Source organism: Psychroserpens luteus, from assembly GCF_015319355.1.
In the GTDB taxonomy this organism is placed as follows: domain Bacteria; phylum Bacteroidota; class Bacteroidia; order Flavobacteriales; family Flavobacteriaceae; genus Psychroserpens; species Psychroserpens luteus.
This window is the reverse complement of the sequence record NZ_JADILU010000007.1, coordinates 149817-175593: the sequence shown is the minus strand read 5'-3', so window position 1 is coordinate 175593 and position 25777 is coordinate 149817. Positions and strand designations below refer to the sequence as shown.

The 25777-nt window shown below is 31.2% G+C and carries 26 protein-coding genes and 1 pseudogene; 17 read left to right on the top strand and 10 right to left on the bottom strand.

Annotation, left to right across the window (positions count from 1 at the left end; genetic code table 11):
* The first annotated feature begins 218 nt into the window (after positions 1 to 218).
* From IM744_RS16740 to IM744_RS16685, 12 genes are all read left to right on the top strand, one after another.
* Positions 219 to 1526 carry a TolC family protein gene (locus tag IM744_RS16740; protein WP_194509320.1) on the top strand — a complete coding sequence of 436 codons (1308 nt, stop codon included), beginning with the start codon at positions 219 to 221 and terminating at the stop codon, positions 1524 to 1526.
* Between the two features lie 11 nt (positions 1527 to 1537).
* Entirely contained in the window at positions 1538 to 2614 is a 1077-nt protein-coding gene (locus tag IM744_RS16735) for an efflux RND transporter periplasmic adaptor subunit (protein ID WP_194509319.1), read from the top strand.
* A 109-nt stretch (positions 2615 to 2723) separates the two neighbouring features.
* The gene (locus tag IM744_RS16730) at positions 2724 to 5918 is read left to right on the top strand and encodes an efflux RND transporter permease subunit (protein ID WP_194509318.1); all 3195 of its coding nucleotides are present in this window, start codon (positions 2724 to 2726) and stop codon (positions 5916 to 5918) included.
* Positions 5919 to 5963: 45 nt separating this feature from the next.
* Positions 5964 to 6269, top strand: coding sequence for a hypothetical protein (locus IM744_RS16725; protein ID WP_194509317.1), 306 nt, complete (start codon positions 5964 to 5966; stop codon positions 6267 to 6269).
* Between the two features lie 68 nt (positions 6270 to 6337).
* Positions 6338 to 6547, top strand: a complete 210-nt coding sequence (locus tag IM744_RS16720) for a YgaP family membrane protein (protein WP_194509316.1) — start codon at positions 6338 to 6340, stop codon at positions 6545 to 6547.
* A gap of 68 nt (positions 6548 to 6615) precedes the next feature.
* Positions 6616 to 8589 carry a heavy metal translocating P-type ATPase gene (locus IM744_RS16715; RefSeq protein ID WP_194509315.1) on the top strand — a complete coding sequence of 658 codons (1974 nt, stop codon included), beginning with the start codon at positions 6616 to 6618 and terminating at the stop codon, positions 8587 to 8589.
* A 112-nt stretch (positions 8590 to 8701) separates the two neighbouring features.
* Positions 8702 to 9292: a CDP-alcohol phosphatidyltransferase family protein gene (locus IM744_RS16710; RefSeq protein WP_194509314.1), complete on the top strand. Its 591-nt coding sequence runs from the start codon at positions 8702 to 8704 to the stop codon at positions 9290 to 9292.
* Complete coding sequence (locus IM744_RS16705) at positions 9289 to 10512, top strand: metallophosphoesterase (protein ID WP_194509313.1); 1224 nt, start codon at positions 9289 to 9291, stop codon at positions 10510 to 10512. The genes IM744_RS16710 and IM744_RS16705 overlap by 4 nt, the downstream gene beginning before the upstream one ends.
* A gap of 64 nt (positions 10513 to 10576) precedes the next feature.
* Positions 10577 to 11032, top strand: coding sequence for a pyridoxamine 5'-phosphate oxidase family protein (locus IM744_RS16700; protein ID WP_194509312.1), 456 nt, complete (start codon positions 10577 to 10579; stop codon positions 11030 to 11032).
* A 16-nt stretch (positions 11033 to 11048) separates the two neighbouring features.
* Positions 11049 to 11927 (top strand): RsiV family protein, encoded by an 879-nt coding sequence (locus tag IM744_RS16695; RefSeq protein ID WP_194509311.1) that lies wholly within the window; start codon positions 11049 to 11051, stop codon positions 11925 to 11927.
* Positions 11928 to 11939: 12 nt separating this feature from the next.
* Positions 11940 to 12401 carry a DinB family protein gene (locus IM744_RS16690; protein WP_194509310.1) on the top strand — a complete coding sequence of 154 codons (462 nt, stop codon included), beginning with the start codon at positions 11940 to 11942 and terminating at the stop codon, positions 12399 to 12401.
* A 161-nt stretch (positions 12402 to 12562) separates the two neighbouring features.
* Positions 12563 to 13081: a flavodoxin domain-containing protein gene (locus IM744_RS16685; protein ID WP_194509309.1), complete on the top strand. Its 519-nt coding sequence runs from the start codon at positions 12563 to 12565 to the stop codon at positions 13079 to 13081.
* A 130-nt stretch (positions 13082 to 13211) separates the two neighbouring features.
* On the opposite strand, the gene IM744_RS16680 is transcribed toward IM744_RS16685, so the two are convergent.
* Complete coding sequence (locus IM744_RS16680) at positions 13212 to 13616, bottom strand: CBS domain-containing protein (RefSeq protein ID WP_194509308.1); 405 nt, start codon at positions 13614 to 13616, stop codon at positions 13212 to 13214.
* Between the two features lie 132 nt (positions 13617 to 13748).
* Here IM744_RS16680 and IM744_RS16675 point away from each other — a divergent pair, with 132 nt between their 5' ends.
* Both IM744_RS16675 and IM744_RS16670 read left to right on the top strand, forming a co-directional pair.
* Complete coding sequence (locus IM744_RS16675; protein ID WP_194509307.1) at positions 13749 to 14123, top strand: hypothetical protein; 375 nt, start codon at positions 13749 to 13751, stop codon at positions 14121 to 14123.
* 106 nt (positions 14124 to 14229) lie between these two features.
* On the top strand, positions 14230 to 15828 hold the full coding sequence (locus IM744_RS16670; protein WP_194509306.1) for an ABC1 kinase family protein: 1599 nt from the start codon (positions 14230 to 14232) through the stop codon (positions 15826 to 15828).
* Between the two features lie 77 nt (positions 15829 to 15905).
* On the opposite strand, the gene IM744_RS16665 is transcribed toward IM744_RS16670, so the two are convergent.
* From IM744_RS16665 to IM744_RS16650, 4 genes are all read right to left on the bottom strand, one after another.
* A complete protein-coding gene (locus tag IM744_RS16665) occupies positions 15906 to 16508 on the bottom strand; it encodes a hypothetical protein (protein ID WP_194509305.1) in 603 nt (200 codons plus the stop codon).
* A gap of 138 nt (positions 16509 to 16646) precedes the next feature.
* The gene (locus tag IM744_RS16660; protein WP_194509304.1) at positions 16647 to 17636 is read right to left on the bottom strand and encodes an MlaD family protein; all 990 of its coding nucleotides are present in this window, start codon (positions 17634 to 17636) and stop codon (positions 16647 to 16649) included.
* Between the two features lie 6 nt (positions 17637 to 17642).
* Positions 17643 to 18404 carry an ABC transporter ATP-binding protein gene (locus IM744_RS16655; RefSeq protein WP_194509303.1) on the bottom strand — a complete coding sequence of 254 codons (762 nt, stop codon included), beginning with the start codon at positions 18402 to 18404 and terminating at the stop codon, positions 17643 to 17645.
* Positions 18401 to 19174 carry an MlaE family ABC transporter permease gene (locus IM744_RS16650; RefSeq protein ID WP_194509302.1) on the bottom strand — a complete coding sequence of 258 codons (774 nt, stop codon included), beginning with the start codon at positions 19172 to 19174 and terminating at the stop codon, positions 18401 to 18403. Before IM744_RS16650 ends, IM744_RS16655 begins: the two co-directional genes overlap by 4 nt.
* A 122-nt stretch (positions 19175 to 19296) precedes the next feature.
* On the opposite strand from IM744_RS16650, the gene IM744_RS16645 reads away from it, so the two are divergent.
* Complete coding sequence (locus IM744_RS16645) at positions 19297 to 19527, top strand: heavy-metal-associated domain-containing protein (RefSeq protein WP_194509301.1); 231 nt, start codon at positions 19297 to 19299, stop codon at positions 19525 to 19527.
* 77 nt (positions 19528 to 19604) lie between these two features.
* Positions 19605 to 20543: a L,D-transpeptidase gene (locus tag IM744_RS16640; protein WP_194509300.1), complete on the top strand. Its 939-nt coding sequence runs from the start codon at positions 19605 to 19607 to the stop codon at positions 20541 to 20543.
* Between the two features lie 14 nt (positions 20544 to 20557).
* On the opposite strand, the gene IM744_RS16635 is transcribed toward IM744_RS16640, so the two are convergent.
* Together IM744_RS16635 and IM744_RS16630 are read right to left on the bottom strand one after the other, a co-directional pair.
* On the bottom strand, positions 20558 to 21556 hold the full coding sequence (locus tag IM744_RS16635; RefSeq protein WP_194509299.1) for a 2-hydroxyacid dehydrogenase: 999 nt from the start codon (positions 21554 to 21556) through the stop codon (positions 20558 to 20560).
* A gap of 213 nt (positions 21557 to 21769) precedes the next feature.
* The gene (locus IM744_RS16630) at positions 21770 to 22864 is read right to left on the bottom strand and encodes a formylglycine-generating enzyme family protein (RefSeq protein WP_194509298.1); all 1095 of its coding nucleotides are present in this window, start codon (positions 22862 to 22864) and stop codon (positions 21770 to 21772) included.
* 487 nt (positions 22865 to 23351) lie between these two features.
* Here IM744_RS16630 and IM744_RS16625 point away from each other — a divergent pair.
* Positions 23352 to 24322, top strand: a pseudogene (locus IM744_RS16625) (IS110 family transposase).
* A 61-nt stretch (positions 24323 to 24383) separates the two neighbouring features.
* Here the strand turns inward: IM744_RS16625 and IM744_RS16620 are convergent.
* The 3 genes from IM744_RS16620 to IM744_RS16610 form a co-directional block, all read right to left on the bottom strand.
* Positions 24384 to 24677, bottom strand: coding sequence for a hypothetical protein (locus IM744_RS16620; protein WP_194509297.1), 294 nt, complete (start codon positions 24675 to 24677; stop codon positions 24384 to 24386).
* Between the two features lie 136 nt (positions 24678 to 24813).
* Entirely contained in the window at positions 24814 to 25110 is a 297-nt protein-coding gene (locus IM744_RS16615; protein ID WP_194509296.1) for a DUF6090 family protein, read from the bottom strand.
* Between the two features lie 205 nt (positions 25111 to 25315).
* Entirely contained in the window at positions 25316 to 25771 is a 456-nt protein-coding gene (locus IM744_RS16610; protein WP_194509295.1) for a hypothetical protein, read from the bottom strand.
* Positions 25772 to 25777 lie beyond the last annotated feature (6 nt).

Below are 25777 nucleotides of genomic sequence, written 5' to 3'. Positions count from 1 at the left end.
TTTTGGTTGGTTAGTTAAAAGGCGTTTTTTATAAGAATGCCTTTTATTTTTTAAGAATCTTATGTTGCTAAACATGATGAATATCAGTGTAATTAAGATGATATAGGCTTAGTTTTATAGAACTATAATATGTCAATATGTTACTTAATTCTTAAGTAACCTTTGTTACTGACTTCGGTTATTTACTAGCGTACTTTTGTATCAGAAAATTATATAGAATGAAAAAAACAATATACTTATTAATGCTTAATTTATGTATTGGCACTATGTTTTTGCAAGGGCAAGAATTAGTTCCAATTACAAAAGCAGAAGTCCAAACTAAAGTTTCAGAGAATAATACGAGTATTAAAATTTCCGAAGAAGAATTTAATCAAGCGAGAGCAGATTATAGACAAACTAACGCAGTTTTTTTGCCAAATATTTCAGCATCTCATACAGCAATAGCAACCACGAATCCATTGATGGCTTTTGGTTCTAAATTAAATCAGGAGATTTTAACAGCTAGTGATTTTAATCCAGCAATGTTAAACAATCCTTCTCAAATAGAGAATTATGCTACTAAGTTTGAAATACAACAGCCACTTATAAATATAGATGGTATGTATCAACGTAAGGCAGCCAAAACAAAGATGAATGCTATGGCTTTGCAAACTGAGCGTACTTCAGATTATTTAGCATTTGAAGTTGATAAAGCCTACATGCAATTACAGTTGTCTCATAAAGCAGTTGATGTACTTGAAAAAGCATTAGAAGCTGCTTTAGCTAATAAGAAATTAGCTGATAACAGTTTTAAGCAAGGGTATTTACAACGTGCAGATGTATTATCTGTTGAGGTTCGTGTTACCGAAGTCAAAAATCAATTGCAATCTGCAAAAAGTAATGTGCAAAACGCTTCAAACTATATGTCTTTTTTAATGAATGAAAAAGTAGATGTAGTGTATCAACCTACTGATAGTTTAGAGATAGCAATTTTAAGTTTAGATGATAAAAAAGTATCAGAAAACAGAGCAGATATCAAAGCAATGGAATTAGCATCTAATGCATATCAAACTATGTATAAAGCAGATAAAATGGCGTTTCTGCCAACCTTAAATGCTTTTGGAAGTTATGAGTTGTATGACGATCAAATTTTTCAAGGTGATGCCAATGGTTATCTGTTTGGTGCGCAATTAAAGTGGGATTTATTTCAAGGGTCTAAACGTTTTGGAAAAGCTCAAAAAAGTAAAGCTGAATATAATAAATCTAAGCTACAATATGAACAATACGTCTCTCAAAGTCAGTTAGAATTCAATAAAGCAAAGCGGATGCTTTTAGATGCTGAAAATAGACTTAAGTTAACAGTATTAGCATTAGAACAATCTAAAGAATCTTTAAGAATTAGAACTAATAGATTTGGAGAAGGACTTGAGAAAACATCAGATCTTTTAATTGCTGAAACTCAATATGCACGAAAGCAGCTTGAATATTATCAAACCGTTTTTGAATACAATTACGCACAAGCATACTTACAATTTTTAACTAAATAATAATTTTTAATATGAAAAAAATATATACAACCCTTACTTTTTCTATAGCTTTATTATTAGCTAGTTGTGGTAGTGAAGACAAAAAGCCAATTGCAGATAATTCACCAGCTATTAGCGTGAAAGTAAGTCAGGTAGAAGCGAATGGTAACAGTCCGTTTTTAAGTGTAAGCGGAAAAATTCAAGCAACCAATAGTGCAGATTTAAGTACTAGAATGATGGGTTACATCAATAAAGTACATGTCAATGTAGGCGATAAAGTAACTAAAGGACAATTATTAGTATCTATTAATAATACCGATTTACAAGCAAAACGAGCACAAGTAAATGCAGGAATTACTGAAGCAACAGCTGCTTTTAATAATGCGCAAAAAGATTACGACCGTTTTAGAAATTTGTTTGCAGATAACAGTGCGTCCCAAAAAGAAATGGATGATATGACTGCAAATTTTGAAATGGCAAAAGCGCGTCTAGAGTCTGCAAACCAAATGAAAAACGAAGTGAACGCTCAATTTGCATATAGTAATATTACTGCACCTTTTAATGGTACAATTACTAGCAAAAATGTAGAAGCTGGTAATATGGCTAATCCTGGAATGACTTTAATCAGTATGGAGACTCCTGGAAATTTTGAAGTGATGGCAATGGTGCCTGAAACTGAAATTTCAGATATTAAAAAAGAAACTAGTGTAGATGTTTTGGTGAAATCTATTAACCAAACTATTAAAGGAAAAGTAACTGAAGTAAGTACATCTGCTAAAAATACAGGAGGACAATATTTAGTAAAAATAGCTTTAGACAAAACAGATGCTAAGATCCTGTCTGGCATGTTTACGTCAGTACAATTTCCTGTAGAAAGAAAAGCAAAATCTGCAATGGTTTTAATTCCTACGGAAGCTATAGTTACCAACGGACAATTATCTGGAGTTTATACACCAAGTCAAAGCAATACAGCTATGTTAAGATGGTTGCGTATAGGGAGAACCTTTGGAAACCAAGTAGAAGTGTTATCTGGTTTAAATGCAGATGAAACTTATATTGTTTCTGCTGAAGGAAAGCTTTACAATGGTGTAAAAATTTCAATTCAATAATTAATAAGTCGCGTTAAGGATAGCAATGGAAATCCTTTTTTTGCTGCCATATATGGCAAAAAAAGATTGCAATGTATAGCCTGTTAAAACGCCCGAAAAATATAAAATAATGAAAGAAGGAATCGCAGGTAAAATAGCCAAAGTCTTTATGCAATCGAAGTTAACAGTGTTGTTAATGATTGTGTTTATGGTCGTTGGAGTGTATAGTTCGTTTTTAATTCCTCGTGAAGAAGAACCGCAAATTGATGTGCCAATGGCAGACATTTTTGTTGGATATCCTGGAGCAAGTCCTACGGAAGTAGAATCTCGAGTGATTAAACCATTAGAGCAATTAATTTCGAATATCAAAGGTGTGGAATACGTGTATTCAACGTCGATGAAAGAGCAAGGAATGGTCATTGTGCAATTTTATGTTGGCGAAGATATAGAACGTAGTTTCGTGAAATTATACAACGAAATTAACAAGCATATGGATCAAATGCCTGCTGGTGTAACGTTTCCGTTAGTGAAAACTAGAGCGATTGATGATGTGCCAATGCTAGGTTTAACCTTATGGAGTGAAAATTATGACGACTACCAATTGAGCCAAATGGCGCTTGAGTTGGAAGCTGAAATTAAAAAGGTGAATGACGTGTCAACGACTCACAAAATTGGTGGTAGAAATCGTCAATTACGTGTGGTTTTAGATAAAGATAAATTGGCAGCTAGCGGATTAGATTTCTTGTCGGTTTCTGAAATGATAAAGGCGAATAATAGTCAGTTAAGTTCAGGAAGTTTTGATAAGAATGACAACGAGTTTTTGGTAAATACTGGGAAGTTTTTAGAAACGGTTACAGATATTGAAAATTTAGTAGTTGGTGTGCAACAAAATCAACCTATTTATTTAAAGCAAGTTGCTAAAATTATTGATGGACCAGAAGTACCACAAAATTACGTGAGTTTAGGTTTTGGAAAAGGTAGTGTGAAATCTTCAGACTATAAATCGGAATATCCTGCTGTAACCATTTCTGTAGCCAAGCGAAAAGGTGCAGATGCGATGAAACTTTCAGAAATTATTATAGATAAAGTTGATCATTTACGAAGTACTTTAATTCCTGATGATGTGCATGTGGAAGTGACCAGAAACTATGGAGAAACTGCATCGCATAAAGTATCAGAATTATTGTGGCACCTTATAGGTTCTATTTTTGCAGTAACGATTGTTGTGATGTTGGCCATGGGCTGGAGAGGTGGATTGGTGGTGTTTTTATCGGTTCCAATTACGTTTGCTTTAACGTTGTTGAGTTACTATATGATGGATTACACGTTAAATAGAATCACCTTATTCGCATTGGTATTTGTAACAGGAATTGTGGTGGATGACTCGATTATTATTGCCGAGAATATGCATCGACATTTTAAGATGAAACGCTTGCCTTTTAAACAGGCTGCTTTATATGCGATTAATGAAGTTGGTAATCCAACGATTTTAGCAACGTTTACAGTAATTGCTTCGGTTTTACCTATGGCTTTTGTTTCTGGATTAATGGGTCCATATATGGCGCCAATGCCAATTGGAGCCTCTATTGCTATGATTTTATCATTATTTGTGGCCTTAACGATTACACCATATTTAGGATATATCTTCTTAAGAGAAAAAGATAAAAAAGGAGCAGAAGAGAAGCCTGAAAAGGCTATTGAAGACACACTAATTTATAGAGTTTATAATAAGTTTGAGCGCCCTTTATTAGAAAGCAAAAGCAAACGTTGGTTGTTTTTAGGATTGACTTTTCTAGTCTTAATGGGAACTATGATGTTGTTTTTTACCAATTCGGTTGCAGTAAAAATGTTACCTTTTGATAACAAAAATGAATTTCAAGTAGTTATTGATATGCCAGAAGGTACAACGCTTGAAAGAACAGGAGTTGTAGCTCAAGAGATTTCACAGTATTTATCTACACGACCAGAAGTAGTCAATTACCAAAACTATGTTGGAACTTCTGCACCAATAACTTTTAACGGTTTAGTGCGTCATTACGATTTACGAGGTGGTAGTAATATGGCAGATATTCAAGTGAATTTAATTGATAAAGGTGAACGTACTGCTCAAAGTCATGACATTGCTAAATTAATGCGCCCTGATATTCAAAAAATTGCAGCCAAGTATAATGCGAATGTGAAGTTAGTGGAAGTTCCACCAGGACCACCAGTGTTATCAACTATTGTTGCTGAGGTTTATGGACCAGATTATGATGAGCAAATAAAAGTAGCAAACAGCGTTCAAAATATCCTGAAGAATACAGCTGATGTGGTTGATATTGATTGGATGGTTGAAGATGATCAAACCGAATATCAATTCGATATCAACAAAGAAAAAGCAATGTTGTATGGTGTTGCTCCACAGCAAATTGCCTATACCATGAATATGGCGTTGTCAAATAGAGCCATCACAAATTTATATGATGAAGATGCTGTAAACCAAGTAGGATTAGTTTTGGCCTTAGATGAAAAAGAAAAATCTACCATTACAGATATTTCGCAATTGAAAGTAAAATCGAAACAAGGTAACATGATTCCTATAGCAGATTTGGTAACTATTACTGAAACTACAGCTGCAAAAAGCATTTATCGTAAAAACCAAAAACGTGTGGTTTATGTGATGGCAGATATGGCTGGAGAATTAGAAAGTCCTGCGTATGCTATTTTGGGAATGGAGGAGAAGTTGAAAGAAATTCCGTTACCAAAAGGCTACGAGTTAAACGAAATGTATTTAGGTCAGCCAGATTTTGAAGATAATTATACCGTAAAATGGGATGGCGAATGGCAAATTACTTTAGAAGTATTCAGAGATTTAGGAATTGCCTTTTTAGGTGCTATTATCTTGATTTACATCTTAATTGTAGGATGGTTTCAAAACTTTAAAGCACCAATTGTAATGATGGTTGCTATACCATTATCCTTAATCGGGATTATTTTAGGCCACTGGATTATGGGAGCATTTTTTACTGCAACGTCATTTATTGGAATGATTGCTTTAGCAGGAATCATGGTGCGTAATTCTGTATTATTAATAGATTTTATAAACATAAGAATTGCAGAAGGTGTGCCACTTAAACAAGCAGCAATAGAAGCTGGAGCAGTTAGAACAACGCCAATTTTATTAACAGCAGGAACAGTTGTTATTGGGGCATTTGTTATTCTGTTTGATCCAATTTTTCAAGGGTTAGCAATATCGTTAATGGGAGGAACTATTGTGTCTACTGTATTGACTTTATTGGTTGTGCCATTAGTGTATTACATGATAGAGAAGAAGAATTATAAATAATGAGATTCTGAAACAAGTTCAGAATGACGTTTAAATATTAAAAAGATGAAGCTAGTCATAGTTACAGCAGTAGAACAGTATCAAAAAGATGTTTTGAAACTTTTCAAAAAAGCAAATATTGAAAACTTTAGTAGTTCAGATATTGATGGATACAAAAATGGATCTTCTCTTTTAATGGCTTCTAATTGGTTTTCTGTAGAAAAAGGAGGAAACGAATCGAGTATGTTTTTCTCTTTTACAGAGGATGAAAACATTGATGCATTATTCAACTTAATTAAAGAATTCAATGCAAATTTAGAAACTAACAATCCATTGAAAGCTGTTGTGATTCCTATTGAAAAATATATTTAAAAAGTAAGGTCCTACAAGGTTTTAAAAAATCTTGTAGGACTATATAATAAACTTAAAAAAGAATTAAAATGTTAAATACATATTTTAGAGTTATAGTTGGTACAATGGTGTTATTGAGTGTTGTGCTTTCCGTTTACGTAAGTCCACACTGGATGTGGTTTACGGTTTTTATTGGTGTAAATTTAATTCAATCAGCATTCACAAAATGGTGTTTGTTAGAAACTATTTTGGTAAAGTTGGGTGTTAAAAAAGAAGGAGGTTCTTGTTCTTCTTGTTAATTGATAATCTTATTTTTATGTAAGTATATGTTTGATTATTTTTAAATTTGACAGAAACCAATGCTTTAATGAAAGAACATAAAGAAGAACACAATCATAATCACGATAACCAGATTTTTGGAAAGAAAACAGAACTCTATTTTGCTATTCTGTGTGGTGTCTTTCTAATTGTAGGTTTTTTAATTGAAAAATTAACAGATTTACCGCATTGGGTTTCCTTATCAAGTTATATTGTATCCTATTTTTTTGGAGGCTATTTTATTACTATTGAAGCTTCTCAAAAAATTATAAAGGGAGGTTTTGATATCGATTTTTTGATGATAGCTGCAGCTGTAGGTGCTGCATATATTGGTAGTTGGGTGGAAGGTGCTTTGTTATTATTCCTTTTTAGTTTAGGGCATGCTCTTGAGCATTATGCCATGGGTAAAGCCAAAAAATCAATTGAAGCATTAGGCAATTTATCTCCAAAAACTGCACTCGTCAAAAAAGACGGAAAATTAGAAGAAGTTCCAATAGAGGATTTAAAATTAAACGATATTATTGTCGTTAAGCCAAATACCAAAATCGCTGCAGATGGTGTAATAATTAGTGGAAGCAGTTCTATCAATCAAGCACCAATTACAGGAGAAAGTATTCCAGTAGATAAAACGTTTATTGAAGATTATAGTAATTTGCCCACTTTTGTAGACATTGATAAAAAATATGTGGTGTTCTCAGGAACCATCAATGGAGATGCCAGTTTTGAGGTTTTAGTTCTCAAACTGACAAAAGATTCTACAGTTTCTAGATTAGTTAAAATGGTAAGTGAAGTTGAAACTCAAAAATCACCTACACAGCGACTCACAAAAAAGTTTGAGAAATGGTATGTTCCAATAGTTATTATTGTGGTGTTCTTATTGTGTTTTGCATATTTAGTTATTGATGAAACTTTTAGTGAGAGCCTGTATAGAGCAATAACGGTTTTAGTAGCAGCGAGTCCTTGCGCATTAGCAATTTCTACTCCAAGTGCGGTATTGAGCGGTATTGCAAGAGCAGCACAAAAAGGAGTTCTTATTAAAGGCGGAAGAGCTTTGGAGGATTTAGGTGAAATTACGACCATAGCTTTTGATAAAACGGGTACATTAACAGAAGGGAAACCAAAACTCACAAATCTTATTCCGTTACATGATTTTGATGAGAATGCCTTGGCTCAATTAGTTTTAGAGGTTGAGAGTTTAAGCAACCATCCACTTGCTAAAGCCATAGCAAATGATTTGAAGGTAAAGTATAGTATGGAGCCTCAAAATAAAGCTTCAAACGTTAATGCTATCCAAGGCAAGGGAATTCAAGCAACTTATAATGATAATACTGTTTTCATCGGAAATGTAAAATTGATGGAAGATTCATCTATAAAAGTTGACCCAGTTATTAGTTCTAAAATGGATGGGCTTTTAGAAAATGGACATACTGTAATGTTGGTCGCTTTTAAAAATGAAATGATTGGGCTTGTAAGTGTGATGGATGTGCCTAGAAAAACTGCAGCCAGTACATTAAAACGACTTAAAGAAATAGGAATCAAAAATATGGTGATGCTTACTGGTGATCATCAAAACGTTGGTGATGCTATTGCCAAGCAAATTGGTCTTACAGAAGCTAAAGGAAATTTATTACCAGAAGATAAAGTTGAAGCAATAAAAGAATTAATTAAAAGAGATAAAAAAATAGCAATGGTAGGAGATGGTGTAAATGATGCACCAGCTATGGCATTAAGTACTGTAAGTGTTGCTATGGGAGCAGCAGGAAGCGATGTGGCTTTAGAAACAGCTGATGTGGCTTTAATGTCTGATAAAATTGAAAACTTACCTTTTGTTATTGGTTTGAGTCGAGAATCTAAGCGTATCATTAAACAGAATATTTTTGTAAGTCTAGGTGTTGTTGCATTGTTAGTTCCAATTACTATTTTAGGACTAACAAATATTGGCTTGGCTGTCGCTTTTCATGAAGGGTCTACTATTGTGGTTGTGCTAAATGCATTAAGATTACTTCGTTTCAAAATGGATTAATTAAAATTAGTACTTAATATGATTTTCAATTTATAGTTTATTCATAACAAACTGACATTTCTCATTTTGGATAGAACTTACTAGTCCTATTTTTACTAAAACAGAAATTTAGATGTTCTCATATAAAAACTTCAATATTGCAGATTGGTTTTCGTTTTATAGAATAATAGCTGCGCCTTTTTTATTAGCGCTTATTTGGTATGATCAACGACTAATTTTCACATGGCTTCTTTTAATAAGTTATTCAACAGATGCAATTGATGGTTTTTTAGCACGTAAGCTTAAAATAACAAGTCCAAGAGGTTCACAGTTGGATTCTTTTGGAGATCAAATAACTTTGATTGTTGGGCTTATAGGTTTATATTATTTTGAAATAGATTTTATAAAAACCAATATTGTTTTAATTGGTGTTGTGTTTGTACCATATATCATTCAAATGATTATTGCCTATTCAAAATATGGTAAAGCCACAGCCTTCCATACGTATTTGGCAAAATTATCTGCTATTGTGCAAAGTGTTTTTATTTTATGGTCACTATTCTTCTCTCCTGAATATTCTCTATTCTACATAATGATTGGTATTGGATTATTAGAGACCTTTGAAGAAATCACTCTCATTTTTATGTATGATAACTGGGCTTCAGATGTAAAAGGTATTTATTGGGCTTATAGAGATCAAAGACGACTAAAAAAGAATCTATGAAGTCATTTTCTCTGTTTACGATTATTCTCTTGTGTCTAGCAATTTTACTAATAGATACTATAGCCTTTTATTGGCTTCAATCTATAACGCAACATATAAGTTCCTCTTTATTAAAAACAAGTATTCATGTTCTGTTTTGGGTCTTTACTGTAGGTTTAATTACTTCAATTATTGTATTAAAAATAACATTGGATACTATTAATCCTACTAGAAAACAATTATTAATTTCAAGGTTTTATGGGCTCGCCATTTCATCTTTTGTGCCCAAACTTGTTTTTGTCATAGTGATCTCTATTCTCTATTTTACAAATTATCTTTTCTCAGAAAGTCAATCGCTTTTTGTGGTTCCTATTATTGGATTACTTTCAGGATTTCTTCCATTTTTTATAATTGTATACGGTATCTTTAAGTCTGTGTATAGATTTAAAGTACATCATCATTACATTACATCCAAAATTTTGCCCAAAGCCTTTGATGGTTTGAAGATTGTTCAATTATCCGATTTACATTTGGGTAGTTTCAATTATGGTTATGACAAATTAGAACATGCCATTGAAAAAATCAACCATTTAAAACCAGATTATATAGTTATTACAGGTGATTTGGTAAATAACTATGCGTGGGAATTACGAGGTTGGAAGTCTGTTTTTAATAAACTTATCGCCAAAAAAGAAAAATTTGCAATTTTAGGAAACCATGATTATGGTGATTATAGTCAATGGGATTCAGTAGAAGCAAAACAAGAAAATTTTGATGCTATTAAACAGTTTTATAGTGATATAGGTTTTAAGCTTTTATTGAATGAATCTAAAATAATTTCAGAAAGTAATGAGCATATCGCTTTTATAGGTATTGAAAATTGGGGAGAACCACCTTTAAAACAATATGGTGATTTACAAAAAGCTATGGCAAACGTAAAAGCAATTGATTTTAAAATTTTATTATCTCATGATCCTTTACATTGGGCAGAGGAGGTTATGGATAAAACAGATATCGTCCTAACACTTGCAGGTCATACACATGGTATGCAAGCTGCTTTTCAATATAAAAATTTACAATGGAGTCCAATAAAATATAAGTTTAAGCATTGGGCAGGTTTATATAAACATAAACAACAATATCTTTATGTAAACAGAGGATTAGGATGGTTGGGGTTTCCTGCAAGAATAGGTATGCGACCAGAAATTACACTTATAGAATTAAGAACTAAGGATAACTGACCAAAATCATGGTTTAATAATTATATTTTGAATAATTTAGCTTGAAACATTCAACGCTAAAACAATGATCAGAACACTAAAACAAAATGAAAGCTCAAGGCTTCTAGAAACCAATTACATTGGTAACTTATCTTATATCTACCAAAATAGACCATTTATAGCTCCAATCACTTATTTTTTTGATAAAGCTAATGATGTGATTATAGGTTATTCTGCCGAAGGCCATAAAATAAATGCCATGCGTAAAAATAACAATGTGTCTCTTAGCGTCTCAGGTATTGATTCTGTGAATTCTTGGGAATCTGTTTTAGCTCAAGGTACGTTTGTAGAACTTTCAGGAAGCGATGCAAAAGCACAGCTTCATATATTTTCTTTAGGTGTAAAAGATTTAATTATTAATAAAGAACACCGTAAACTAGATTTTATTAGTGAATTCTCAAGTAAAATCTATAAAGATGACTTACCAATTGTTTTTCAAATTAAGATAGAGGAAATTACAGGTAAAATGAGGCGTAATTAATTTCAAAATAGAACATATGAAATATTTAAGCATAATACTATTAATCCTATTGTTTACAAACTGTAAGAATGATAAGCGTCAAGACAGTATTATTGAAATTGAAGAAACTAAACAAATTGAACCTGTTTTAAATGATACTGTACAAATAGAGGATACACATGTTCAGGATTTGGACAAAACCATTACTATTGAATTAAAACAACAAAAATTGATAGAAAAAGTAGATGAACGGAAAGATTTACAAAACTTGATTATCGATAAAAGATATCTTGTGGAGAAGAAAGATTATACTATAAATTTTAATTACCCGCTACTTAATGAGACTCTTAAACCTACAAACAGAAACTTTAATGAGTTTATTAACGAGTATTATGTCAATGTGACTAAAACGGAGTCAGATATATTGGAAAACAAATCGTTATGCGATAGTATAGAAGCTTCAAAATTTAGGGAAGAACGGTTTATTGATTATAAAATTTATAATGTAAACGATCAACTTGTAAGTGTGCTTTTTTATAAAGAAAATTTTTATTCTGGAGCGATGCATCCAAGTTATTCTTTTGATGGTTTCAATTTTGATTTGAATAGAGGTGTTTTTATGACTTATGAGGACTTTTTTAACGAAGGATCTGAAGAAGAGTTGGTAGTGATAATCAATGAGAAAATAAATGAACAAATTGGCAAAGGAGAGATGTATTATGATTGTTGGGAATTATCTCCAGATGATTTTTTTGAAAGTAAAAATAACTTCGTGCTTAATGATACCTATGTAGAGTTTTATTTTGATGATTGTGTCATGTGTCCATCTTATACAGGAACTTACTCTATAGAAATCGAGTTAGTAGAATTGCTTTCAGTTTTAAAAAAATACGATTCAAATCCTTTAGTTTTTTAATTAAACTTGATTATGAAAACAAAAACACAATTATTACTAGAACTCTGGATAGAATCTAGAACCCGTTTTTCAAATCAGTTATCTAATCTTTCAGAAGAAGATTTAAAAAAGAAATTATTGCCTTCGCCAAACAGCATCGGTTTTCTAATACGTCATATTGGAGATGTAGAATTGCTCTTTGCTAAAAATGTGTTTGGTGCAAGCGAAACAAAAGTCATTGCGAAAACAGTTATTGCTCAAAAAGATACAGGAGAGTGGACTAACCTTAGTGAATTATTGGAGTATGTAAACCATTCTTTTAATGTATTACAATCTATTGTTGAACAACAAGAGGATAAAGATTGGGAAACGAATATTGTAACTAAAGAATTTGGTGCAAAAACCAAAACGGAAGCCTTTGGGAGAATCATTTCACATACCACTTATCATGCAGGGCAACTAGCTATTGTAAATAAATATGGACGAAGTAATTGACAGAATAACACAAAATAAAAGCGCAAATTTAAAAAGCTAAATTCTCTAGTGTTTTTTTCGTTAAAACACTTTGTAGTATATATGTATAATTAATATCATTTTAAACTATTCTAAAATTGTTTTCCTTTAAGTATCATTTCAATTATTAAAAATGAGCTATTATGAAAGGAGCAATCTTTTTCTCAAGTAAATATGGAAGTACAGCTCAATATGCAAATTGGATAGGTGAGGCTACGGGTTTACCTGTATTTGACACAAAAGACAAAAAGGTTAATCCGTTTGAATATGATTTTTTGGTCCTGGGATGTCCCATAATTTATTACAAGCTTTATAACCGGAAATGGATGAAAGCCAATTTGGCAAGTATTGAGAATAAGCCAATAATCTTTTTTACTGTTTCTGGAGCTGGACCTGGACCAAAGCTTGATGATTGGTTTGCTAATAGTATACCTAAGAAGTTGATCTCAAAAATAAAACATGTCGCGCTTCATGGAAGACAAATTCCAAAAGAACTCACTTGGTTTGATAGGATAATGCTAATAATTGCTGGATTGAAAAACCCAGATCCTGTTGCCCGAAAAGAAGAATTGAAAGGATTTGATTATATGGATAAATCCAGTATTAAGCCAATTATAGATTTGGTTAAGCAAAACATTAATTGTAAATATATTAAAGTATAATTTTTTGATCAATTTTAATTATTAGTCAAATCATTATTTTTTTTCATAGTTTAATGTGCTCTAATATTAAAAATAGATTGATTATTAATGATTATTATGGCTTGAGTTTTCTCTTAAAAAACAAAAATTTTTATTGCTTCTCAAGGAAATATTTTATTAAATCTTCTGTAGAGACTATGCCAACAACTTTTTCATCTTCTACTATTGGGATTGCACGAAATTTCCCTTTAGACAATTCTAAAGCAACTTTCTGAATAGTTGCACTAGGACTTAATGAAAAAGGATTAGTAGTCATAATGTCTTTTACCAAAAGGTCGTTGTAAATCGAGTTATTATCGTCAAGTCCAGCACCTTTTATTCTATACATAAAGTCAATTAAGCTAACAATGCCCATTAATTTATCATTTTTAGTAACAAGAATATGATGATGAAAATTTTCCTTTTCATAGATGTGTTTAACATCAATGATTTTTTGTTCAGGAGAAACACAAACGACATTTTTTGTCATTATTGAAGATATAGGTGTAGATTTCATAAGTTGATTTTATAGTTGTTAATACTTAAGCTAAAGTAATTTAAAGACTATTAAAAACTTATGATTAATATCATTTTTAAGCATCTTTTTAAGCAATATATTTAGTTCAGTATTAAACTAAATAATTAGCATATGAAAACTAGAACCATGTTAGAGTTACTCACATTATCATCGGGTATATATCATTTTGCCAAAGAGGCACAGCTTATGGATAAAATTAATGAGTTGTCAGATAAGAGTAAGGATGGAATTAACAAAGTCGCTTCAGAATCTCAATTAGATGATAATGGAAATGAAATGGAATTTATTGATAAGATTGTTCTTAAAGCAAATCAAGTAAAAGAAGAACTTGAGGAAATAATTGAAGAGCAAGTTGTTAAGATTTACAAGAAAATGAATATTGCTCATATGGATGAAATTAGAGCTCTTAATGAAAAAGTTACAAAGGCTGATAAGGAAATTGCGTTATTAGAAGCACGTTTAAATCATTTAGAACTAAAAAAATAATATGGGAATTTTTGGTCAAATTAGTTATAGTTACAATTCGGTTGTCAGATATAATCAAATTTTAAAAGTTTTGATCAAATATGGTTTTGATGACTTGGTTTTTTACATGAAGAGAGAAAAGCGATTTCAGTTTTTTCAAAAATTCATTCCTAAGTCTTCAAAAAAGCGTGCTTTACAACATACAAAGTGGGTGAAAATGCGATTGGTTTGCGAGGAGCTTGGGCCAACATTTGTAAAGTTTGGTCAAATAATGAGTAATCGTCCTGATTTGATTCCGTTTGATTTGGTTTTTGAGTTAGAGAAATTACAAAATAACGTTCCGCCAATACCAGAAGAACAAGCTAAAGACATTGTCGAATTAGAACTAAAAGATAAAGTAGAAAATTTATTTGCCTGGTTTGATCCTAAACCTTTTGCATCTGCTTCAATGGCACAAGTGCATAAGGTAACACTGCATAGTGGAGAGCGAATTGTTTTAAAAATTCAACGACCAAATATTCGCGAAATTATTTTTGAAGATATAAAAGTGATGTATAGCATCGCTGCTATATTAGAAAAACGAATTCCTTCTTTAAAAAGCTTTGATCCTATTGGTTTGGTTAAAAACTTTGAAGAATCAATTTTAAAGGAACTTGACTTTATTAACGAGTCTATAAATGTACAGCGGTTTTACAATAACATAAATAATGATACTGGTAAAGATCAATTTGCTAGCTCACCCAAAGTCTATCAGGATTTTACAACAGAAAAAATACTTGCATTAGAATTTATGTCTGGTATAAAAATAAATAATATTGAGGAGTTAGAGAAAGCTGGTTTTGATGTGAAAGATGTTGGTAACAGATTAGCTACTACTTATTTTAAGCAAATTTTTGATTATGGTTTCTTTCATGCAGATCCTCATCCAGGTAATTTATTAGTGATGCCAAATGGAGCTATTTGTTATTTAGATTTTGGAATGATGGGTAGTATTCTGCCAAGAGATATTGAGATTTTTGGTCAATTATTTATTTCTATTATAAAAAAGGACGTTCATAAAATTATTAAAGTATTGCAGAAATTATCAAGTAACTCTGCGATACCTAACATGAGAGATTTAGAATTTGACATTAATGAATTTGTGGAAAAGAACTACGTAAGAACGATTCATAAAAACGAAATGAGCACCATATTACTTGAACTAAAAGATATAATAGTAGCTCATGGTTTAAAAGTGCCAACTTATTTTTATCTTTTTGCTAGATCATTGGTGACTATTGAAGGTGTTATAGGAAAACTCAATCCAGATTTACAGCAGTTTGAAATGGTTCGCCCATATTTATTTAAAAGCGTGTCCAGAAATTATAATCCTTTAAAAATGGGAGAAAAAGTACTCAATTCTATTTATGAGTTAAGTAATTATATGGAAGATTTTCCAGGTGACTTAAAAAATGCTATCCGTAAAATAAATAGTGGACAAGTAAAAGTAGATTTAACACATAAGGGCATTGATCCAATGGTGCATACGCTGCAACGAATTGCAAAACAATTGGTTAGTGCTTTCATTGCTGTTGCACTAGTTATAGGTTCATCATTATTTATTATTAATGATGTAAAACCCTTATGGGGAAATACTTCTGTTTTTGGTATCATTGGTTTAATATTAGCTGGTATTCTTATTTTTGGTTTGCTAGCGAATATTAAAAAAGGAGATTATGATAATTAAAATAGATTTTATAAAAACTGTTAGCAAAAAAGCATCTCTTACTAGAGATGCTTTTTGATTATGTATCCTTTTTTAAATCAAGGTTTATTAACAAACGCTTGTTTAAAATGCGTAAATGCTTCAGAGATTTCACTTTGAAAATGCTCTAATTTGGTTTTTTCCTTTTTTGAATACTTTGATTTCAACTCATTAATAAACTCTTTAAACTCTTGTTTGCCTTTTTCAAAAGATGATTTCGTATCTGTTTTACCTTCGTTAAATTTTTCTTCTAAAATTTCTAGGCTAATTCTAAACTGTTCTATTTCAATCAAGACTAAAGCATACGTGCGTTTGAATGTTTCGTTTGTTTTGATTTCTACTTCAAGCTCATGCATTGTTTTTAGCAACTGTTTTTTTTGTGCATTGAATTTTTCTAATGTTTCTGCTTTACCTAAAGATAGTTGCACTCGGAGTTCGTCAAATTTAGTATGAATAGCATCAACTTTTTCTTTCCCTGATTTAATTTTGGTTTTGTTATCGTGAATAAATAAGTTAAATTTCTTTTTAATTTCCTCATACTTATCTTGCGCTTCTGCTTTTCCCAATGCTGCAGTTACTTGAAATTCCTCTAATTCAATAGATGTTTTTTTTAGAGCTTCTACAACCTTATCAATAAAATGAGTGTTTTGTGCTGTTTCCATAATAATTAAGATTTTTTATATTCAATATAAATATCAACACAATTCTTCAAAATTTCTATGATATATATCAATTAGCAAAAGTTTTAAGCTTCTTTTCTAATTTTTCTATGAAAGGGATTCGATATAAAAATTGAATATTTAATTTTTATTTTCTGCCTCTTTTTTTTGTTGTCTTTCTAATTTTCTAAAATAACCACGTGTTAAAAAATTATGTTTTAAAGCTTCCATGTTTTGATTGAATTTGTCTGTGCCTTCATTTATGTTTTTTAGTGTAGATTTTAAACTATTAACGAGTGTCGTATCTTTTACAACATAATTATAAGTGCCTTCACTAGAATTGAAATCATCAACTACAGAATTGATATTCTTTAGGACACTTTCAATTTCAATACTTGATGCCTCTAGATTGGTTACTATATGTTTTAGTTTGTTCCCAGAAATAGAGTCATTAAGTAGCATGCCTAAAACCGTGTCATCATTTGTTTTTACAGAAGAGACAATATCATTTAATTCACCAATAGTACGTGAAGCACCATAACTAGCATTTTTAAGATTGATAATAGACAGTTTTAGATTATTTGCCATTATAGTGTCATTTAGTAACACACCTATGGTACCTTTTCCTTTGGTAATGTTATTTGTGATTTTTAATAAATCGGAAGTCAATATCGCTGCATTTTCAGTACTTGTATTCAAAGTGTTTAAAATATCATCTGTTCCAATTTTACTGTAAGATTTGATGATGTCTCCATTACTTATAACTTCGGAAATACCTTTTCCCGGAACAATATTTACAATCATATTACCAACCAATCCATCGGAACCAATTGTAGCAATAGCATCTTTTTTGATGTGAATAATAATCTTTTCGTCTATATTCATATCTATTTTAATGGTAGAATCATTAATCATAGTAATGCCTTTAACCGTACCAATATCAATACCTGCATAACGTACATTATTACCTTTTTGTAAGCCATTTATATTCTGAAAAAAAGCACTGATTGTAAATGTTTTTTTAAACATATCTTGGCGTTGTCCAATAAGATAAACCGCAGCAATGAAGAGAATAGTTCCTATGATAACAAAGAGTCCTAAGTTGAGTTTTTGTGAATTTGTTTGTTTCATAACGATTTAATTTTTAAAGAAAGCCTTTATTTTTGGGTCTTTATGAGTTGATAATTCAGCAAAAGTGCCAGTAGCATAATCGATACCATCAATTAATAAAATCATTCTATCAGAAATGACTCGGGCACAATCTACATCATGAGTAATAATGAGTGATGAAGTTCCATATTTTTTCTGAATAACTTGCATGAGCATAATAATTTCTTTTGCTGTAATAGGATCTAAACCACTTGTAGGCTCATCATAAAGCATTATTTTCGGTTTTAAGATGAGTGCTCTTGCTAAGGCAACTCGTTTTTGCATACCACCAGATAATTCCGCAGGCATTAAATCGATAGCATCTTTTAACCCAACATTCTCTAAGGCTTCGATAACTATAGCATCTCTGTTAGTGTCATCCTTAAATCTTTTGGAATGTCGCCTTAGTGGAAATTCTAAATTCTCTCGTACTGTCATAGAATCATACAAGGCGCTTCCTTGAAATAAGAAACCAATATCAGCACGTAAAATATCTAAAGCTCGTTGGTCTAATTTTGTAATATCATTATGCATTACAGAGATAGAACCACTATCGGCTTCCATTAAGCCAACCAAACATTTTATCATTACAGATTTTCCAGAACCCGATTTTCCCATAATAACTAAGTTCTCACTTTGATGAAGCTGTAAATTGAAACCGTTGAGTACATGGTTGTCTCCAAAGCTTTTGCGCAAATCTTTGATTTCTAGAACGATATCTTGTGTAGGTATTTGTTTGTTATTTGTCATAAATCAAAGAAAATATCAGTTACAAAAACAGCGATGAAATCAATTATAAATAATAATAAAGAGGTGAAAACTACAGCAGAATTTGCTGCTTTTCCAACACCTGCTGTTCCTTTTTTGCAGTAATACCCTTTATAACAACCTACGAGTCCTATTGCTAAACCAAAAAAGAATGATTTAATAGTCGCTGGCATAATATCTCCAAACTCTAAAGAATTAAACACTTGATTAAAATACAATACAAATGATACATTTCCTTTTACATTTTCTACTAAAAAGGAACCAAATAAAGCAACTGCATCACCAATTATAACTAATAAGGGAAGTGTAAGCGTAACTGCTAGAACTCTAGTAACAACGAGAAATTTAAAAGGATTGGTGCCAGAGACTTCCATAGCATCAATTTGTTCTGTAACTCGCATTGAGCCAATTTCGGCACCTATTCCAGATCCAATACGACCTGCACAAACTAATGCGGTTAATATAGGTCCAATTTCTCTAACTATTGAAATACTTACCATAGATGGCATCCATGAAACAGCTCCAAACTCCATAAGAGTTGGGCGTGTTTGTAAAGTTAAAACTAAACCAATAATAAAACCAGTGATGGCTACCAATAATAAGGATTTGTTTCCCATACTGTAGCATTGGTTTAGTAATTCTTTAAACTCAAATGGACGTTTAAATGTTTCTTTAAAAAAGCGACTAGTAAAATAGGTTAAATCTCCTATTTCAATTAAAAACAAATCTAATTGAGCTTTAATTTTTCGCATACCTGATAACTTAATTAAAAAAGTCTTATCAAATGTATAATAATAGTGCTCTGAAAAAAATGATATATATCATTTCATATTAAGGTTGTTACAGCTAACTTTATTTACTAAAATAGTAAGTTATGAGAACAAAAGTTCATATACAAAACCTTAAATGTGGTGAGTGTGAGAATACCATTATTAATAGGCTTTCCGAAGTGAAAAACATTAGTGATGTTGAAATTAATCAAGAACAATCTACTATAGCTTTTGATTATCATACAAGTCATGATTTTGAAGCTGCAAAACATTTGCTATCACAAATAGGTTATCCCATAGTTGGTAAAGAAAACAAACTAAAAACTAAGGCATAATCTTATGTGAGTTCTGCTAAGGTTAGGATTAAAAAATGATAGAATAATATTGAAGTAGAATTTAATCACAAATTAATATGCTAAAAACAGGTTTAGGGGTTATTGTTGTAATCATTTTGTTAACGGTATTTAGTCTTTATAGTTTTAAAGATAATAATGTGTTAGTATCTTCAAGTCTAAAGAATAGTGCAGCTTTAGCTCGTTTAGTGTTACCAGCTAATATAGAAATCAAAAAGAACGTTACTATAAGTAACTATTTTGAGTATTTAGATTCTATTGTCTTTAAATATGATTCTTTAACATCATATAAATTGACAGAACATCTTTTGGTAAGAGCTAATCCTTGGATTATAGATACCTTACAAAACACAGATTATTATAGAATGATGGCTAGAGATTCTTTTGTTTATGATCAAAAAAAGATGATTGCTTTAGCAAAGGGTAGTTTAATGGTGATTCCAGATTCAATACAAGCCAAAACATTATTGAGCGCATTTCAGAAAACAACGATAGATATTAATATTCCTGAATTTAAACTTCGTATTTATGAGGATACTATTCAGCTTTATGAATTTCCTATAAGAGTAGGAAGGAATGAAAAAAAATATTTGAAGATGTCAGGTAGAGTGCAGGACTTAAAAACAAAAACAGGTGAAGGTTACATAGTAAACTATGTGCGTGATGCGAGATACGCGAATCCTGTAAATAACCATGAGTATTTTGTAACCAATAGAGATGATAAAAAAGTAACTAAGTTACCACGAATTCCTTTTATTGAAACTGAAATTAATGGGTTGCGTTATGGTCAATTAATACATCCTACGACAAATCCGGAATCTTTGGGTAAAGCCTATTCTAATGGTTGTATTGGAACTAGGGAGGGAGATGCTTGGATTATTTATTATCATGCGTCTATAAATACAGCAGTGAAAATTAGATACGATTTAAATGTAGTAAATGAAAAAGGCGATACTATTGTTTTAAAAGATATTTATGGATACAATAAGAAAAACTAGTTTATAAATAGTCTTTAATTTATTTCTGTCAATTCGTTTTCCGTTTCCTTTTTTAAATCCCAACAATCCAGGTTGTATATAGTTGTCTCTGCAATATTTGAGAGTGCTTCTTCAGTTAGAAAAGCTTGATGGCCTGTTATAAGTACATTTGGCATTGCATTTAATTTTAATAAAAGATCATCATCTATTAAATGTTGAGAGTGATCTTTAAAAAAGACACCTTTTTCATTTTCATAGACATCAATACCCAAAGCTCCAATCTTACCTTTTTTTAGACCATTAATAACATCTTCTGTGTTAATAACTGAGCCTCTTGTTGTATTAATAAGTATAACATCATCTTTCATTTCATAAATTAAATCTTCATTTATCAATTGATAAGTTTCTGTGTTTAAAGGAACGTGGAGAGAAATAATATCTGCTTTGTTGCATAAGTCTACTAAAGTTGTATACTTCATATCATATTTGTCAATTAAGTCAGTATTTTCTACAATATCATAGCCTAATAATTTACAACCAAAGCCATTCATTATTTTACTCATCACCGAGCCAATTTTTCCTGTACCAATAATACCTACAGTCTTTTTGTTTAGATCAAAACCAACGAGATTATCTAAATTGAAATTATAATGACTCACTCGAAAATTAGATTCGATTAATTTTCTGTTAACAGCTAACAATAAAGCGACTGCATGTTCAGCAATAGCATGAGGCGAATATGCTGGAACATTTGCTACTCTAATGTTTAACCTAGAGGCACTTCTTAAATTGACATTATCATGCCCAACCGATCGTAGTGCAATATATTTGACACCAAAATCTTTAAGTTTTTCAATAGTTATAAAATCGGCTTCATCTGCTGAAAACATTGATATAGCATCATAACCTACAGCTTTCATAGCTGTGTTAGAAGATAAGGCATCTTTAATATAATCAAGTTTGTGCTTTTTATTGTTAGCCTCTTCTAAATACGGAATTTCAAAATCTTTGGCGCTGTAGACGAGTACTTTCATGTTGATTACTGATTATAGTTTATATTTAAGTAAATCTATTGAAAAGGATTTGTTTTTTTTATGATATTGCTCATCTAGAGTGTCAAAAGAATTCTCTTTTGATAGATTAAGAGTTCTAATAAATTGCTAAGCTATATATTTAGTACTAATAGTATTATATAAAAAAAAGGGAACATTTATTTTTCCTTTTTTAGTTATTAATATGAATGCTTTTTATTCTTTAGAAGTTAACATGTCTGGTGTAGCAACCGTTCTAAAACCCATATGGTCAGACCCAGAATCTACCGATACACCCATTTTTGCTGAAATTCTAAAACTAGCACAGTAAGAGGCATGACATAAAAATGAACCACCCTTCATGACGTGTTCTACTTGATATGGATTATTTGGGTTGAAATGTTGATTAGCTCCTTTAGGATTTAAAATAGGGTTAGAAATGTCTAATTCATTATAATATTTTACATTGAAGAAATCACTAGTGATTTCCCAAACATTACCAGCCATATCGTACAAACCAATACTGTTTGGAGCATAAGTTTTTACTGGAGAAATAAATTCGAATCCGTCTTTCGAATCATTTTTAGTAGGAAATACACCTTGCCAAGTATTTGCGTTATAATCTAAAATAGAAGGATCATTTCCCCAAGTAAAAATGGCATTGGAATTGGAACCTTGTGCAGCAGATTCCCATTCGGATTCTGTAGGTAAACGTCTGTTAGCCCATTTACAATAGGCTATTGCATCTGGGTATGCAACATGAACTACAGGATAATTGTCTTTACCTTCTATTGTAGATTCTGGGCCTTCAGGATGTCTCCAGTTTGCACCAGTTTTCCACGTCCACCATTGGCCATAATTATTCATGTTTACAACAGCATTTACATTTTTATTAAAAATTAAACTTCCTGGTTGTAGAATACTATCATGAGGTTTTGGTGTGTTAGCTGGAAGTTGTTTTTTCATTTCTTCCCAATCAATTTGTCGTTCTGCAATGGTAATATAGTTTGTAGCCTCTACAAAGGCTTTAAACTGCTTGTTTGTAACTTCTGTTATGTCTATAAAAAAGCCATCTACGGTTACCATATGCGCAGGTTTTTCTCTTGGCATGGCAAAGTTGTCTGATTCTTTGGCGCCTTGTAAAAAGGTATTACTCTCAACCCAAACCATTCCGTCAGGAACTTCTGTTGTTGTTATTACTTCTGATTGAGATGATTTTTGCGCTTCATCTTTACAGCTAGACACTGTTAAGGCAATTACCAAAATGAGCGGGCAATAAGCCCATCCTTTTTTTATGTTTTGATGATACATGTCCTATTTAGTTTTTATGTAATCTATAACTATTTGTAATGACGACCCTATTAAAGATTCGTTCTGAAAACATCTATGATGTCGCTTGTAAATAAACTAATTTAAACAGATGAAATTATAAGTATTTCCGTTTAATTTTATGCTATTTACCAACTAAATTTCATTTTACCTTAGTAAGTCTAATTATTTGGTCGAGCATAGACCACTTTTTTAGGATAAAAAAATCGCAATATTTTTAAAAAATATTGTGGTTTTCTGTTATTAATCTATTCAAGGATATGTCTTTATTTAAGAAATAAGACTTCAATTTTATATTTTAGTTAATGATAATCTTTTGAATTTTACTATGTGTTTTGCTATTTAATTCAACATTGTAAATCCCCTCTCTTTTCTACACAGATTTCGAACAGTTCTGTAAGGCTTTTAGACCTCGATTTTAAGTCGTTGAAACTCGCGTAGTATGTCCTTTCAAAAAAAACATTTTCTTATGAATAAAGATATTAAATATTTTGGTATTGACATCAGTCATTTGGTTTTTGATGTTACAGATTCTAATGGCAATTACTATCAGTTTAAAAACAAAGTTTCAGGCTTTAAAAAGTTTAAAAAGCTCTTAAATTGTAATAGTCATTGCGTGATGGAAGCCACGGGTTATTATCATTACCAGTTGGCTTATTATTTGTTTGAAAACGATAAAAAAGTATCTGTTGAAAATCCTTTAGCAGTAAAACGTTTCATCCAAATGAGACTATCAAAGATCAAGACAGACAAGAGCGATTCAAAACTCATTTGCGCTTACGCAGAGCAAGTAGAATTAAAGCTTTGGAAAGGTAGTTCTAAAGAGGTTCAAGAGAGTCTTCAAATTGCCAGAGCCCTTTCTGTGTATACAAAACAGAGAACTATGTTAAAGAATAAATTGCATGGAGAATCTGTTTTGGGCGAGCCGAGTAAAGCTGTTGTGAGATCCTTAAAACGTAGTTTGAGACAGCTTGATAAAGAGGTGGGGACTTTAGAAGAGAGGTTAATGCTATTGGTAAAAAAGTCACATCAAGATTTGTTTACACGTATAAAAACTATCCCAGGAATCGGTAGAAAAACAGCCATTATGTTAATAGTTCTAACGGGAGGTTTTGAACGTTTTTCAAGTACAGGTGAGTTGTGTAGTTACGCAGGTCTAACACCAGTGATTCGACAAAGTGGAAGCAGTGTAAAAGGGCGACCAAGAATTAGCAAAATGGGAAATCAAAAACTCAGAAATTTATTATTTATGTGCAGTTTCACCGCTTGTAAATATAGCAAAGCATGCCGAGCACTTTATGAAAGGATCGTTGCCAAAGGGAAGAGTAAAAATTAGCATTGATAGCAGTGTGTAATAAGCTATTAAGACAAGCCTTAGCCATTTCTAAATCAGGATTAATATTTGATAATGAATATAAAAGTAAACTAGCTAAAATTTAATGGATTTTTACTTGTTTTTTAGCACAGTACTTTGTTGTGCTTTCGTTATTTTTGAAATATTTTATTCATCTTCTAATTTTTTATCTATTAAAGCGATGATTTCTAATCCATTGGTTTTATATAGTTTTAAATCTGGGATATACTTTTTGGAATACATGAAGTAGAGGACTTTAGTTGTATTTCTATAACCAAAATCGGTTAAGGCATATTCTATAAAATCATCATTATAAGTGATATTTGGATTAAGATCCGCAAACCAAGGTTGTGTGTACTTTACAATTTCTAAAAAGGAATTTGAGTTAGCGGTTAATTCCTCTAAATCAACAGAAATCTTATTAGTTAAATCAATATACAAACTGTTTAATTTAATGGATAATGAATCATTAGAATTATTGTTTTGGTTGTTGTAATTTAATAATAGTTCGCTTCCATTTTTCCTTAATTTAATATCAGGGAATCCGAGATTTACATACCAGCAATTTTTACAATTTTTAAAATCTTCTTTTTTTCTTGTTTATAATTGCTAAATAATCTTTTTCTAAAGGTTGCGAAGAATTGACAATTTTGTCAATATTTTTTATGTCTTGCTGTAAATCTGCTTTTATGGTTGCATAAATATTATTCAACACTTTTTTTTGTTGCTTCTCTTCGTTCCAATTGTTTATTGAGAGAGCAATCAAAATTCCGATAACTACAAGAATAATTTCACCAATCGAATAAATCAGATATTTACTGAATTTATTTTCAGTCAGCATTTTATGTCTAACTTTTCTAAAGAATTTTATCATTGATTATATGTTTGTCATAATGAAGTACAACGTTTTTGTATATGAGCTTTGGTTTGTTAAAGCACGAACCTCTCCAGATAAAAACTGGCTTTGGGAAATCCGCAGGATTTTCCAAGTGAGGACTGACTAAGCCATAACTTATATACGGTGTTGTGCTTTCGTTATTTTTTTTACGTTTAGTTCTAAATTAATTATGTTGTACATTTTATCTATTCTTTGAATAGCTTTTAATTTCATCGTCTATTAAACTTTTTAATCTTTCTGTACTTGTTATAAGTTGGTCGCTTATATAATCAATGGTCATAGCTGATTGAAAAGAAATATGTTTTATGTTTTTATAGAATTCGATATCGGTAGCTATTGACTTTAAATCAAAACTTATTCCCTTATAAGATGAGACAGGTTTAATTAAATTAGAAGCTTCAGGCATTCCATTAAGGTGACCAATAGCCAATCTTTCGGTTTCCTTTAAGGCAGGATTATAAGATGATGTAATTTGCTGATTCAATTCAACTTGTGATTGATAATCCGCTAACTCTTTTTTAAGATTTTCTGAATTAATGTATGATAATTTCCCAGAACTAACAATTTCAGTATAGGTAGGAAGCATTTGAGAGTAATCCATAATCCAGCCAACCTTTGTTATGGCAGTAATAAACATTGTGGA

Excerpts from the sequence above, each read along its gene's own strand:
- IM744_RS16665 (WP_194509305.1), bottom strand. The coding sequence starts at position 16,508 with ATGGAAACAGCACAAAACACTCATTTTATTGATAAGGTTGTAGAAGCT.
- IM744_RS16740 (WP_194509320.1), top strand. The coding sequence starts at position 219 with ATGAAAAAAACAATATACTTATTAATGCTTAATTTATGTATTGGCACT.
- IM744_RS16660 (WP_194509304.1), bottom strand. The coding sequence starts at position 17,636 with ATGAAACAAACAAATTCACAAAAACTCAACTTAGGACTCTTTGTTATC.
- IM744_RS16650 (WP_194509302.1), bottom strand. The coding sequence starts at position 19,174 with ATGCGAAAAATTAAAGCTCAATTAGATTTGTTTTTAATTGAAATAGGA.
- IM744_RS16725 (WP_194509317.1), top strand. The coding sequence starts at position 5,964 with ATGAAGCTAGTCATAGTTACAGCAGTAGAACAGTATCAAAAAGATGTT.
- IM744_RS16635 (WP_194509299.1), bottom strand. The coding sequence starts at position 21,556 with ATGAAAGTACTCGTCTACAGCGCCAAAGATTTTGAAATTCCGTATTTA.
- IM744_RS16700 (WP_194509312.1), top strand. The coding sequence starts at position 10,577 with ATGATCAGAACACTAAAACAAAATGAAAGCTCAAGGCTTCTAGAAACC.
- IM744_RS16735 (WP_194509319.1), top strand. The coding sequence starts at position 1,538 with ATGAAAAAAATATATACAACCCTTACTTTTTCTATAGCTTTATTATTA.
- IM744_RS16610 (WP_194509295.1), bottom strand. The coding sequence starts at position 25,771 with ATGTTTATTACTGCCATAACAAAGGTTGGCTGGATTATGGATTACTCT.
- IM744_RS16655 (WP_194509303.1), bottom strand. The coding sequence starts at position 18,404 with ATGACAAATAACAAACAAATACCTACACAAGATATCGTTCTAGAAATC.
- IM744_RS16670 (WP_194509306.1), top strand. The coding sequence starts at position 14,230 with ATGAAGAGAGAAAAGCGATTTCAGTTTTTTCAAAAATTCATTCCTAAG.
- IM744_RS16715 (WP_194509315.1), top strand. The coding sequence starts at position 6,616 with ATGAAAGAACATAAAGAAGAACACAATCATAATCACGATAACCAGATT.
- IM744_RS16730 (WP_194509318.1), top strand. The coding sequence starts at position 2,724 with ATGAAAGAAGGAATCGCAGGTAAAATAGCCAAAGTCTTTATGCAATCG.
- IM744_RS16705 (WP_194509313.1), top strand. The coding sequence starts at position 9,289 with ATGAAGTCATTTTCTCTGTTTACGATTATTCTCTTGTGTCTAGCAATT.
- IM744_RS16685 (WP_194509309.1), top strand. The coding sequence starts at position 12,563 with ATGAAAGGAGCAATCTTTTTCTCAAGTAAATATGGAAGTACAGCTCAA.
- IM744_RS16710 (WP_194509314.1), top strand. The coding sequence starts at position 8,702 with ATGTTCTCATATAAAAACTTCAATATTGCAGATTGGTTTTCGTTTTAT.
- IM744_RS16675 (WP_194509307.1), top strand. The coding sequence starts at position 13,749 with ATGAAAACTAGAACCATGTTAGAGTTACTCACATTATCATCGGGTATA.
- IM744_RS16630 (WP_194509298.1), bottom strand. The coding sequence starts at position 22,864 with ATGTATCATCAAAACATAAAAAAAGGATGGGCTTATTGCCCGCTCATT.
- IM744_RS16680 (WP_194509308.1), bottom strand. The coding sequence starts at position 13,616 with ATGAAATCTACACCTATATCTTCAATAATGACAAAAAATGTCGTTTGT.
- IM744_RS16645 (WP_194509301.1), top strand. The coding sequence starts at position 19,297 with ATGAGAACAAAAGTTCATATACAAAACCTTAAATGTGGTGAGTGTGAG.
- IM744_RS16640 (WP_194509300.1), top strand. The coding sequence starts at position 19,605 with ATGCTAAAAACAGGTTTAGGGGTTATTGTTGTAATCATTTTGTTAACG.
- IM744_RS16720 (WP_194509316.1), top strand. The coding sequence starts at position 6,338 with ATGTTAAATACATATTTTAGAGTTATAGTTGGTACAATGGTGTTATTG.
- IM744_RS16690 (WP_194509310.1), top strand. The coding sequence starts at position 11,940 with ATGAAAACAAAAACACAATTATTACTAGAACTCTGGATAGAATCTAGA.
- IM744_RS16695 (WP_194509311.1), top strand. The coding sequence starts at position 11,049 with ATGAAATATTTAAGCATAATACTATTAATCCTATTGTTTACAAACTGT.
- IM744_RS16615 (WP_194509296.1), bottom strand. The coding sequence starts at position 25,110 with ATGATAAAATTCTTTAGAAAAGTTAGACATAAAATGCTGACTGAAAAT.